This window comes from Candidatus Cardinium hertigii (assembly GCF_050864855.1).
Classification (GTDB): Bacteria; Bacteroidota; Bacteroidia; order Cytophagales; family Amoebophilaceae; genus Cardinium; species Cardinium hertigii_C.
In genome coordinates, this window is sequence record NZ_JBOZWW010000008.1 from 1 (window position 1) to 12,461 (window position 12,461).

The 12,461-nt window shown below is 31.6% G+C and carries 9 protein-coding genes; 1 reads left to right on the forward strand and 8 read right to left on the reverse strand.

Features of this window, described 5'->3' with window-relative positions; genetic code table 11:
- The coding region (locus ACRRVB_RS00505; RefSeq protein WP_432446213.1) for a transposase at positions 1 to 187 on the forward strand (187 nt) is incomplete at its 5' end.
- Between the two features lie 14 nt (positions 188 to 201).
- On the opposite strand, the gene ACRRVB_RS00510 is transcribed toward ACRRVB_RS00505, so the two are convergent.
- The 8 genes from ACRRVB_RS00510 to ACRRVB_RS00545 form a co-directional block, all read right to left on the reverse strand.
- Entirely contained in the window at positions 202 to 552 is a 351-nt protein-coding gene (locus ACRRVB_RS00510) for an NUDIX domain-containing protein (RefSeq protein WP_432466072.1), read from the reverse strand.
- A 647-nt stretch (positions 553 to 1,199) separates the two neighbouring features.
- Positions 1,200 to 1,610 carry a hypothetical protein gene (locus ACRRVB_RS00515; RefSeq protein WP_432466073.1) on the reverse strand — a complete coding sequence of 137 codons (411 nt, stop codon included), beginning with the start codon at positions 1,608 to 1,610 and terminating at the stop codon, positions 1,200 to 1,202.
- Between the two features lie 379 nt (positions 1,611 to 1,989).
- Entirely contained in the window at positions 1,990 to 2,925 is a 936-nt protein-coding gene (locus tag ACRRVB_RS00520) for an Rpn family recombination-promoting nuclease/putative transposase (protein WP_432466074.1), read from the reverse strand.
- A 324-nt stretch (positions 2,926 to 3,249) separates the two neighbouring features.
- Positions 3,250 to 6,783 carry a sodium:solute symporter family transporter gene (locus ACRRVB_RS00525; protein ID WP_432466075.1) on the reverse strand — a complete coding sequence of 1,178 codons (3,534 nt, stop codon included), beginning with the start codon at positions 6,781 to 6,783 and terminating at the stop codon, positions 3,250 to 3,252.
- Positions 6,784 to 6,991: 208 nt separating this feature from the next.
- Complete coding sequence (locus tag ACRRVB_RS00530) at positions 6,992 to 8,017, reverse strand: IS5 family transposase (RefSeq protein WP_432466076.1); 1,026 nt, start codon at positions 8,015 to 8,017, stop codon at positions 6,992 to 6,994.
- 337 nt (positions 8,018 to 8,354) lie between these two features.
- The gene (locus ACRRVB_RS00535; protein WP_432466077.1) at positions 8,355 to 9,359 is read right to left on the reverse strand and encodes an NAD(P)/FAD-dependent oxidoreductase; all 1,005 of its coding nucleotides are present in this window, start codon (positions 9,357 to 9,359) and stop codon (positions 8,355 to 8,357) included.
- A gap of 758 nt (positions 9,360 to 10,117) precedes the next feature.
- A complete protein-coding gene (locus tag ACRRVB_RS00540) occupies positions 10,118 to 11,143 on the reverse strand; it encodes an IS5 family transposase (protein WP_432466078.1) in 1,026 nt (341 codons plus the stop codon).
- Between the two features lie 145 nt (positions 11,144 to 11,288).
- Positions 11,289 to 12,314, reverse strand: a complete 1,026-nt coding sequence (locus ACRRVB_RS00545) for an IS5 family transposase (RefSeq protein WP_432466079.1) — start codon at positions 12,312 to 12,314, stop codon at positions 11,289 to 11,291.
- Positions 12,315 to 12,461: the final 147 nt, after the last annotated feature.

Here is a 12,461-nt window from a genome sequence, read left to right on the forward strand (position 1 = left end):
TGAATCTGTAAATAGCCAATTCCGTAGAGTTACTAAAAATAAAAGAGTATTTCCTAACGATATAGCTGTTTTTAAAACCTTATATTTAACTATTAACTACATGACCAAAAAGTGGACCATGCCTATTCATAATTGGAGTGAGGCTATAGCACATTTTTTAATTAAATTTGAAAAGAGAATTCAATAAAACATAAAAATATTTTACACACTTAATTGGACAGAGCCGAATTGAGCAGTCTGAACTAGGCCATCTTGATCTAACCAATTTTTAGGTAGGTCATCTACAACTATTTCTGCAGTAAAGTAGACTTCTATTTTATGTACATTATATTTTTTATCAAAAAATTCTGCAACATAGACAATCTGGTTTGGTTTAATATCAATTCCAGTTTCTTCCTTTACTTCTCTTACCATGCACTCTGGAAGCATTTCACTTGGGTTTAAGTGCCCACCAGGTGTATACCAAAGCGTATAATCATTGCTGACAAGTAACAATTTCCTATTTTTTACTATTAGCGCTCTAGCTGTTACTTGTAAAGTATAGTCTTTCATTTTATTATGCGATAAATCATATTATAGGGGTCAACTTGGATATGAGAAATTATTGTACGGTAGACATTCTTTCTGTTTTTTATATGGAATATTAACCATTATTCAACTATAATTATTTTATAAAATTTATTTGAGGATCAGATGTATTTTATTACTCTATCAACTTTAATAAACCAAGTTTATTTTAACTAATGAACAACATTTTTATAATAGTTCTTTTCTTATTTATTGGCAATCCAGTAAAAATTATTAAATATATTTTTTGTTTATAATCAATTAAATAATATTTGTAGAATAGAAAATAAACTAGATTAAAGTACAATAATTTCCCATATCCAAGTTGACCCCTTTTATAGGTATGTTAATTTATATGACAAGCATAAAAATCCTTAACGTGCTTTATTTTCCGTTTCCTGACGTGACCCCAATTAGAAAGATCAATGAAACTGAACGGTTCTGTCGCATTTATCGCATCTGTCAAGATTTAGGCTAAAAATCTTATTTTTTACTCTAGATTATTTTTTGAGAATTATTATTCTTTATAATGAAAATCAATTTTATAACTTTTTATTAAAAATTAATATAAAAAATCTATTTTGAAGATCTTTTGACATATTTTACAAACGCGACAGAAACACTCTTTTTTATTACCATTTTACATCTCCTAAATCAACTATATTCCCTTGAAATGTTCCATCAGGTAAATCCCCATCCAAACAAAGATTACCTATATTATTTTCTACAATAGGTTTCATTTCAAAAGTATTTTGAAAACCTTCATTTATATTACCCAACAAGTTACTTCCTTTTAGGAATATATTATTTTTGACTTCGATGAATTCGATAAACTGACAATCAAAAAAATTAAAAAAGTCTTCAAAGATATTTCCGTGTATCAGTATAGGTTTGTGATTATGACCACCCATCTGATAATCAATATAATTTTTTATATTACAATTTTTTAAATAAAATCCTTGATCAAACCAACAGGAGAGAATTTGAAAACTCTCTATAAAACAATTTTCTACTATAATTGGAATATTGATTTCACCAGTCATAAAATCTATCGTTTTTATGAAACATTTAGATAGTTTAAAACTGCCTTTTTTTTTATTTCACTATGATGTAGTCTTTCTATATAAGTATTTTTTATTACCATTTTACATCTCCTAAATCAACTAAAGTCCCTTTAGTTATTCTATTTTAAACTCCACTATACATATTCATATTTATAACCTTACCATCTTGAACAAATACTTTAAAAGATTTTTGTATACCATTAATCTTAACTAGAAAGGGATTCTGTCGCGTCTGTAGTTGATTTTGTATAGCTTTCCCCCTTGTCTTAAAAATTGGATATTATGCGGCAATAAGTTTAACGAAGTTATAAAAAGTAGAATTCTGTTTTTTAGTTCCGATTATCTATTTCTATAGAATTTATACAATAGACTGAATATCAGACTTAGATAAGCCAGTAAGAATAGTAATCTCTTCCGTAGAGTAACCTTTTAGAAGCATAGCCCTAGCTATAGAAATAGCCTTATCTTTTTCTCCTTCTTGTCTACCTTCTTGTCTACCTTTATGTTCTCCTTGTTGTATTAATTGTTCAGCTACAGACATGGCTATTTGTTTTAATTGGGGATTAGATTTTTTTATTGTTTCTAGTAAATCTGGGTTATCGTCTACCTTTAACATGTACAAAAATGCTGTATCCGCATAACTAATATAACCTTTTTCAAGAAGGTAAACAATTAGGTGTATATGATCAGAAAACCACTGCTTAAAATCTCTATAAATGCCTTGTTTTAGTACCATAGCCGCAAAAGCAGCCTTTTTATAGCTAAGCAATTCATCTTCTGATGTGCTGTATAAGTCTACCAAATGAAAGCTATCGAACATACATGATTTTGCTAACTCAGGATCAGAAAACATAGACAATAAACTAGAAGAACCTTTATAGGGATGCTTACCATTGTATACACAGATATTTAATATAACCGGAAGAAGTACGTTCCCGTTCTCTTTTAGATGTTGACGAAGTAATTGAACGTTGTATTCTAGAAACCTTAGAGGCATATACGGATCTTCAGTAGACTGGTGCTCAAAAATCATGTACAGATACCCTTCCTTACCATTTATATTGGTTTTGAACACTAAATTAGATTCTCCTCTTTTCCCAACTGGATCTACAAAGCTTTTATTTGTTAACGCTAATTTCTCTTTATCTATTTTAGAAAGCAGATCAGAAGGCAAGTTGGCAGATAAAAAATCCAGTATCGCCTCTTTATTACAAAACATATTTTTAAAGACAGAATCATGAGGAGCCTTTAATCCCTCTTTTTGATCCTTTTCCTTGCTTTCTTTCTTGCTCATCTCATCAATAGGTTAGAATGAATCAACAGCTTTAAAAATATAAATATTCTTACAATTTTATTTTGTGATGGAACCGGAATATTAATTTTTCCGTATTGTCTCAATAGTATTAAAAATAATGAGTTTATAATATTTTGTTTTTTGAGATAGAAATATGATACATTTTATGGACTATTTTAGGGAGGTATTTTAGATGTTTCAAAAAACGACCGTTTGTTAAGACACCTGAATTCACGTATTTCCAAAATTTTTATAACGAAGTTGGGTACAATATTGAAACCGTAACTTTCTGCTAATCCGCTCCTGCTGGTCCATTTAGGTTTACTAACTATTTTTGTTCTTCTCCCTATTTTTACATACCTCCAATGCTTGTTTAGCGGCTTCTTCTAACGCCTGTCCTATCTCGGCGTCCAAGTATGCATGAGCTATTTTCACATCTATGGCTAATGTCTCTTGGGCCATATGCTTTACCTCTGATAGATGAATGTAACCGGATGCATGGCGTAAATCATAAAGACGTTCGGCTAACTTTATAAATAGGACAGAAAGCTGTACGTGTTCTTCTTTAATGGCTTTTTCCAGTCTATTTTGAACATAAAGCAAAGAAGGATGGTTTAACTCTTCTCGTTTATCTATTTTTATTACATTCGATACAAAAGCATAGACGCCTAAATTATAATGTTCCTTGATGTATGAAAGAGGCAAACAAGTACGACGAACCAATCCATAGAGCAAAGCAGCATAAACCACTTTAGGTGAGTGAAAAACCCAGTCTACTACCAATTTGGCAATCCCTACTGCACGTACATAAAACAATTTACCTGAAGCATGACGCTTAAATCTAAAGTGTTTTCTTAACAATAAAAGTATACCTGAGACAGTATTTATATCAATAGGATCCGCTTCATATGATGATTTACATACATCGTCATGAAACTTCATTAACTCCATCATGGAATCAGCTTCTTCTTTAGGTGTAACAATTCCTTCTGAGGTTAATGAATCTAAAGGAAGGTCAATAGTCATTTTATTGATGATATCTCCAACATCTATAGGTAATACCATCAGAACGGCGGGTTGCTTATGGTCAAAATAAGATTCTAAATAACCATAATGGGCACGAACCATACTGGATATAGTATCTTTCTCAATATCTATAGATAATGGTAGCTCTTTTCCTACTTGGGGACTTATAAAGTCTATTTCATTATAGCACGATTTGACCTTTGGAAAAAACGCATCAGTATCACTAGACCGTCTAACTATTATAGCAACAGATTGAAAATCTATAAACACAGGACAACTCTCGTTAACAGAATCTACTTGTTTAAATTGCAAAGAAGTAGAATACAATTGTATCTTAACGATAGATGGATTAGAATCATCTATCCTACCAATTCGTAAGACAGATTTAACTAACGAATAAACTACTTGATTGATATCGCATACTATATCGGTAAATAGCGATTTATTAGGAGATTTTATGTTTTCTACTAGAATCTTAGGTGGATCATCCATCTCCTGTGATAGAGCAACCTCTACTTTTCGGATCAGCTTATCTAAAGTAACTTTAGTAGGTTGAATCAGCGCATGATCTTTAGCCTTTGATCTTTTATTAAAATAGTCTACCCAATCATATAACTTATTGATAATACTTTGGAAATCTTCTTTATAAAGAGGCGTATGATTATCTAAAAAAGATATTGATTCTTCAATCTTACCAACTACTTGAGATAAAATGGATCCATGTTTTGTAGAAAGAGTAAGACTAGTCCATGGAATCAAAGCTGCTTCATAGAGAGATGCTTTGAATTCTGTAAATTCTCTAATCTTTATTTGTTCCTTTATATAAATATTTTGTTTGGTAAGATTATGTACTTTGACTTTAAAACAGATAATAACAATAAATAGAAATAGGGATAATATAAACAAAGGAAATAAGGAGCATAACACTCGGTATGATAATCCAATAAATACAGGATAAGACACTAATAATATGGTTGATACAATACCTATACCAGTATAAATAGAAAATACCCATAATATTACAGCAAGGTGGATAAAAGATAATGACAAATTAAAATTTGGTTCTACCGAATACGACCAGATCCAAAGCACGTTTAAAGGTAGATAAATCAGTAAACTTATGATCCAACCTAGACTAATCAGCCACTTTGGAATGGATCTTACCTTTTTAGAAAAACCATGTAGAAATGGATAGCCTGCAAAACACGCAGACCCAAACACTTGAAATATAAGCCAGAAGCTATGATTTGTGATACGATCTATAAAATGATTCAGAAAACTAGTGATGAAAATATAGAATCCCATATATATCATAGTAATATGACTGGGTACTATTTTAGACAATATTACTTTTTTATTATTGAAATAATTTCTAATGGTTGCTTTTCTTTCTTCATTTTTACGAAAATTCTCTTGTTGTATTTGTATAAAGGTGTTATCTGGTTTAACCCATCCTGTACCTTCCGGTTGTTTCAAAAGATAGTGTGCAGCCATCATGGCCAATCCATTGGCCAACATAGAAAGAAAGGAACCATCTATACCAGTTCTAGGTTGAATATATCTATTCCAAGCCATAATAGCAGTTGCACCGGTAGCCATACCAATTAAAGCAGTCTTAGAACTACCTCGAAATCCAAAAACAGCTAAGAAAAGTGGAGCAACAGTTATGGGGATAGAAAAATCTAAACTAATCTTTAATAGAGTTAATAGATTGTTACAATAAAAAGTTAACGTCATAGCTAATAAGCCTATTATTACGCTACTCCATCTAGCTATTTTAACTTGGTTAGTAGGATGTAACTTTTTTGATAGAAATTTTTCTAATAGATCATAACTTACTATGACTGCAGAACTATTTAGATGCGAATCAGCTGTAGACATGGTCATGGCTAATAAGCTGATAGCAATAAATCCATTAAGAATAGGAGATACATGGATTAGTATGTAATTCCAAACTTTGTTTGCAGATATATGTGGTTCTTGTATGAACACAAATAGACTGATCAAAATGATAAACAACTTGATAAAGTAATTACAAATAGTAGATATTTTAAAAACTTTATAAGCCTGAATAGGACCTGAAGCCATATAGATTCTCTGTATCATAGTTGGCTCTTTAATATATCCTATTAAATAACTGAGCGTAAGGAATAGTAAGCTTATTAAGTTAGCATTAAATTGAAATAACTTATTAAACTGAAACTTTTCTTGATCCTGTAAAGAATGTATAATTTCAAATATAGATTTCTCAGTTTTTAGAAACATAAACCAAGCCACTAATGGAATGATGACAGTAAATGTTATAAACTGTAACACGTCAGTAAAGGTAACCGAACGAATCCCACCTAATGTGGAATAGAAAATAAGTATTAAAGTTGTTAGAACAGTAATAATACGTGTACTGTATGGAACTATACTACTAATAGTCATTGATATAGCATTGATTTGCATAGATATAACCGCTATAGCACTACAAATAGATGATAGTGCTGTAATAATACGAGCATACTTTCCATATATTTTACCAATAGTTTCTGGCATAGAGAGATGGTTCATAAATGGACCCATACGTATTGCCATTAGACTAACTAACCAAAGATTAAGTCCTGATAAAATCATAAGCATAATCCAGTATAAACCGTTACTATATACCTGTTCTACAGAACGTATTAACGTTCCACCACCATAAGCCGTAGCTAATACTGTAGCTACTAAAGTAGTTATAGAAAAATTTTTATTGCCTATTGAATAGGTTCGTAAAGTCGTTGATTTATTATGATGACTATAGTAGATACCAGTTACCAACGTAACTAGTAGAAATATTACTACCATAAGAAAAGGAAGATTACACATAAGGCATATAGATTGGGATAGATGTTATCTATGTTTTGATATAATGAGACCGTTGCAATAGATAGTTATTGTAATTTTTGATAAGTTTCTAGTTGTATTTTTTGTAGTTTTTATGTTAAGGATGCATAAATTTCATTGTTTAGTGATTTTCAAGTTAATTTTGGTATATTTTATATATACCATCCCCCTAAAAACCCTTTAAAATGATATTTGGAGCTCTGTATAAATTATAGACTATAGATTCCATAACATGTTGCGTATGCGTTTTATCAAGGCCTATATACCTAGTCCCTGCACTACGGAACCACCTCTTAATACTTCCAAATACCCTTTCTACTTTATATCGCGTCTTAGATACCAATTTATTAAACCGTTTAGCAGCAGGTGATAAAGGATGATTTCTACTACCTTTCTTTTGAATAGCTGATTTTAATTTCTTGTCTTTTAGTAAAGTTTCGTTGGGCAAACCGCTATAGCCTTTATCTCCATAGAGCCTGCTTCCTGCTTTTAGGGATACTTTATCCAATAATATAGGTAAATGGGCACCATCATGACTAGATGCTTTTGTAGTAGTGACTGCCAGAACTAAACCTTCTTTACTTTCTACAAGGACATGTCGTTTATACCCATAGTAAAGATTATGACCTTTTTTAGTCCAACTAGCTTCTGGATCTACTCCTTTTTGATAACTATGAGATACCGATATAGTACCATCCTCACGCAAATTATAGCTCTTTTTACCTTTGGGACGTCTAGGAGTAGAGGTAATAGAGGCGTCAACAACTGCACCATGCTGAACCAATACACCATGGCTAGATAGTTGATCATTTATGATTTTTAACAATCTATCTAAAGCTTTCTTTTCTGTAAGCGCAGTCCTAAATCTGCTTAATACACTATGATCTGGAACAGAATTATCCATCGATATACCACAAAACCTGCTAAAAGTAATACGATCATTTACTTCCTCTTCGACTTGGTAATCGCTCGGTCCATACCACTGCTCAAGCAATAGCATTTTAAACAAAAGAAGGGGGCTATAAGCAGGCTTGCCTGATAAACGTAAACCTTTAGGATAATACATACGCAGTTCTTTTTCTACTAATGACCAGTTAATCAAATTATTAATTTGATCAAAAAACGTATGCTTGCATTTATGACGACTAGCTGATATATCTGATAAACTTAACTGACCGCTTACTTTGATTGACATAACAATATCATAAATTTTTTATTACAAAACCTAAACAATAAATACAAGTTAAACTTTTAATAAAATTAACAATTACTTTTTTATCCTAAAATCTAAAAACCTATTGCAACGGCCTCATAATATGTGTCATAAGTGATTTGAATCACTTGACATACCTTCCATTCCATTAATATAATAAACGGTAATAAAAAAGCAATTAATCATTTGACGAACAGTTTTATTTTAACTTAAATAAAAAAATAGTATCTATCTAATCATGATGCGTATATGGGTGTTGCAGTACCTTTAAGAAAAATTTAAAGCTTCTATAGTATATATTCGTTTGTTATTCATATAATTATATAACAGTTTTATTTGATATTTTAAATGGTCGTGGGATAAGATTAGAGGATTGTTGTAAGATCGCTTTTGCCAAAATGTAACCAAGATAAGCGTGATACATTAAACCACGGGATCCTAGACCCGTAAAACACCAGGTTTTGCTATCTAACTGATCAATAATTGGATAATAAGAATCTAAAGAACGATAAACCCTAATCCCAGACTTATAGCCCAACACTTTAATATCCATTTTAACCCATGGATCTATTTGGTATCGAATAAGATTTGTAGCTTCATCTAGGGTAATATATTTCAAGTCTTTTCTTGATGTCGTACCAAGATAGCATATGTTGCTTTGATCTGTTAAACTTAAGTAACCATTACCAATAATACCGTAAATCAGTTTTTTTTCACAGATTAATATCTCTCCTCTTTTTAGCACTAAGTTTAATGAAGGGTATAAGTTAGCAATATCAGCACCACAAGCTAGAATTACTTTATCAAAATGAGCACTATCATTCAGTATAAAAGTTTGCGATACTAATTTAGCTCCATAATGAGCGCATAAAATCCAAATTCCCTTTAAATAAAGATCTGTATAAACACTTAGTCCACCTGGAATAAATAGAGCTGGTCTATATATTCCAGTTTGATTATAGGTATGATCAGGATCCCATAGAGATACATCATCTTGTGTTTGGACTATTTTAGAAAAACTTTTCTGATCTTCTAGATTTATAGCACAACGAACAATTCCACTTTTTTTATAGGTTGATTTTCCTATAGCATGTGCTGCTGCATTCAATAATTGTATGGTTGCTGCTATAGCGTCTTTAGAACCCCAGTTAAGTTGAGCAAGAGAACCTGTATATGGATGTAATAGGCCTGCAGCAGCTCCTGACGCACCTGATCCTATACCTTCTTTTTCAAATAATTCTATTTTTAAAGTACGGTCTTTACTTAAAAGGTGGTAACAAACAGCAAGACCTGAAAGACCTCCTCCTACAATCGCTATACGCATGACTAGTTATAATATCTATATTATCAGAAACATCCATAACATTAATTCACTATTATAACTTGAAAATTAATGTAAAAAATATTTTTACGTTTTAAACGTACTCAATAAAAAATTGAACTAATGAGGGAATTAGGAAAAATTGTTCTAAAATGTACGCTATATATAGTCAATATCTGTGTCTTAAAAAACGACCGTTTTTTATAGTGGACTGAAAAAATAGGACAGAAAAAAACTAGTTTTGTTTCTCAAAAGTATGTTTTCATAAAATTAAAATGAATAGATCAGATGGGAAGAAAAAAGTGATCTGAATCCTCAAATCGAAAAGGTTCTCTCACATATTGATACGACATTCTATGATATTTCTTCTAAGTTCGTAAAAGATTAAAATTTACGAATTAAGTTCATTATTTATAAAATCAGTGATCACTTTATATATAAGATAATGAGGTATAAAAAAATAAGTATAAAATCGCTTATTTTTGAGTAGCTCGTCTTAGTAAGCAGATCACGAACTTATTTAATAAACACATTATAATTCCCTTACCTTAATTTGTTTTCTGTTTTCTGACGTGATCGCCTATATACCCAATTTTAGTTTAATTTAAACTTAAATAGTGAGACCGTTGCGATAGATAGTTATTGTAATTTTTGATAAGGTTGTAGTTGTATTTTTAGTAGTTTTTATGTTAAGGATGCATAAATTTAGTTATTTAGTGATTTTCAAGTTAATCTTTGTATATTTTAGATATACCATCCCCCTAAAAACCCTTTAAAATGATATTTGGAGCTCTATATAAATTATAGGCTATAGATTCCATAACATGTTGCGTATGCGTTTTATCAAGGCCTATATACCTAGTCCCTCCACTACGGAACCACCTCTTAATACTTCCAAATACCCTTTCTACTTTATAGCGCGTCTTAGATACCAATTTATTAAACCGTTTAGCAGCAGGTGATAAAGGATGATTTCTACTACCTTTCTTTTGAATAGCTGATTTTAATTTCTTGTCTTTTAGTAAAGTTTCGTTGGGCAAACCGCTATAGCCTTTATCTCCATAGAGCCTGCTTCCTGCTTTTAGCGATACTTTATCCAATAATATAGGTAAATGGGCACCATCATGACTAGATGCTTTTGTAGTACTGACTGACAGAACTAAACCTTGTTTACTTTCTACAAGGACATGTCGTTTATACCCATAGTAAAGATTATGACCTTTTTTGGTCCAACTAGCTTCTGGATCTACCCCTTTTTGGTAACTCTGGGATACCGATATAGTACCATCCTCATGTAAATCATAGCTCTTTTTACCTTTGGGACATCTAGGAGTAGGGGTGATAGAAGCGTCAACAACTGCACCATGCTGAACCAGAACACCATGGTTAGATAGTTGATCATTTATAATTTTTAACAATCTATCTAAAGCTTTTTTTTCTGTAAGCGCAGTCCTAAATCTGCTTAATACACTATGATCTGGAACAGAATTATCCATCGATATACCACAAAATCTGCTAAAAGTAATACGATCATTTACTTCCTCTTCGACTTGGTAATCGCTCAGTCCATACCACTGCTCAAGCAATAGCATTTTAAACAAAAGAAGCGGGCTATAAGCAGGCTTGCCTGATAAACGTAAACCTTTAGGATAATACATACGCAGTTCTTTTTCTACTAATGACCAGTTAATCAAATTATTGATTTGATCAAAAAACGTATGCTTGCATTTACGCCGACTAGCTGATATATCTGATAAACTTAACTGACCACTTACTTTTATTGACATAATGAGACCGTTGCGATAGATAGTTATTGTAATTTTTGATAAGGTTGTAGTTGTATTTTTAGTAGTTTTTATGTTAAGGATGCATAAATTTAGTTATTTAGTGATTTTCAAGTTAATCTTTGTATATTTTAGATATACCATCCCCCTAAAAACCCTTTAAAATGATATTTGGAGCTCTATATAAATTATAGGCTATAGCTTCCATAACATGTTGCGTATGCGTTTTATCAAGGCCTATATACCTAGTCCCTCCACTACGGAACCACCTCTTAATACTTCCAAATACCCTTTCTACTTTATATCGCGTCTTAGATACCAATTTATTAAACCGTTTAGCAGCAGGTGATAAAGGATGATTTCTACTACCTTTCTTTTGAATAGCTGATTTTAATTTCTTGTCTTTTAGTAAAGTTTCGTTGGGCAAACCGCTATAGCCTTTATCTCCATAGAGCCTGCTTCCTGCTTTTAGCGATACTTTATCCAATAATATAGGTAAATGGGCACCATCATGACTAGATGCTTTTGTAGTACTGACTGACAGAACTAAACCTTCTTTACTTTCTACAAGGACATGTCGTTTATACCCATAGTAAAGATTATGGCCTTTTTTGGTCCAACTAGCTTCTGGATCTACCCCTTTTTGGTAACTCTGGGATACCGATATAGTACCATCCTCATGTAAATCATAGCTCTTTTTACCTTTGGGACATCTAGGAGTAGGGGTGATAGAGGCGTCAACAACTGCACCATGCTGAACCAATACACCATGGTTAGATAGTTGATCATTTATAATTTTTAACAATCTATCTAAAGCTTTTTTTTCTGTAAGCGCAGTCCTAAATCTGCTTAATACACTATGATCTGGAACAGAATTATCCATCGATATACCACAAAATCTGCTAAAAGTAATACGATCATTTACTTCTTCTTCGACTTGGTAATCGCTCAGTCCATACCACTGCTCAAGCAATAGCATTTTAAACAAAAGAAGCGGGCTATAAGCAGGCTTGCCTGATAAACGTAAACCTTTAGGATAATACATACGCAGTTCTTTTTCTACTAATGACCAGTTAATCAAATTATTGATTTGATCAAAAAACGTATGCTTGCATTTACGCCGACTAGCTGATATATCTGATAAACTTAACTGACCACTTACTTTTATTGACATAATAATATCATAAAATTTTTATTACAAAACCTAAACAATAAATACAAGTTAAGATTTTAATAAAATTAACAATTACTTTCTTATCCTAAAATCTAAAAACCTATTGCAACGGTCTCATAATAATATCATAAAATTTTTATTACAAAA